Origin of the sequence: Pelotomaculum propionicicum (genome assembly GCF_004369225.1) — a bacterium.
Classification (GTDB): domain Bacteria; phylum Bacillota; class Desulfotomaculia; order Desulfotomaculales; family Pelotomaculaceae; genus Pelotomaculum_B; species Pelotomaculum_B propionicicum.
In genome coordinates this window covers 1-735 of the sequence record NZ_QFFZ01000156.1, presented here as the reverse complement: position 1 = coordinate 735, position 735 = coordinate 1, and the positions used below count along the sequence as shown (strand labels likewise).

The 735-nt window shown below is 45.0% G+C and carries 1 protein-coding gene; it reads right to left on the bottom strand.

All coding sequences use genetic code 11. The features are described from left to right. Positions 1 to 73 precede the first annotated feature (73 nt). Entirely contained in the window at positions 74 to 475 is a 402-nt protein-coding gene (locus Pmgp_RS19310; RefSeq protein WP_134216311.1) for a hypothetical protein, read from the bottom strand. Between the last annotated feature and the right edge of the window lie 260 nt (positions 476 to 735).

Below are 735 nucleotides of genomic sequence, written 5' to 3'. Positions count from 1 at the left end.
CGCTTCCTTGATAAGCTGTTCTTTGAAATTTTTAGGATATCTCTTGCGTTTCATCCATACCCCTCCGTTAATATTAGTTTATATCAATAAGGGGGTATGGCTCAAATTCAATTAGGGGGCTAAATAGGTCACCTATCAACATCAGCCTTGTTTTAACACCGTTGTATTCAAAAGTTGCATGCAGGATTAAGGAACTTTCGTTCCTATCGATAAGCTCTCCATCTACATGAATTGCGAAAGGTGAGTGTACAAAAAATTCCACACCGTCATTTAAAAGGCTATATCCAGGAACAAGCTTGCCTGCATCAGTAATCAAGTGAGAGCGCTCCTTAAGGGATAAACCTTCACTTTCCAACCATTGCTTAAGCCTATCAGTCCTGGAAAAAACCCTAATGCCTTTCCCAGCTTTGAGGCGATGGCGGGCCTCGGCTCGTAGTATTCTGGCTTCCCCGGTAAGATTTTGTTCAATGATCATAGCTGCCGGCACCCAAAGTTCTTTTATTTTAATGCGTTCTTCCCCTTGGTACTTTGTAGCATGGTCTAAATAAAAGAATTCGGAGAAACCGTGAATATGGTGGTGAGTAGCCCCGGGGAATTTCACCCCGAGGTCCGGGTAGAAGGGCCACCATTTGGTGGCCCAACCCCCACGGAACCCGGCGTGCGGATTTCCCGCACCGGGCTCTTCAGAAATTGGCTCACAGCATTGCGTATGCTTTTAATTCCGTATATGGTATT

Bases quoted from the DNA above. Each gene is read 5' to 3' on its own strand.
- Pmgp_RS19310 (WP_134216311.1), bottom strand. From the start codon at position 475: ATGATCATTGAACAAAATCTTACCGGGGAAGCCAGAATACTACGAGCC.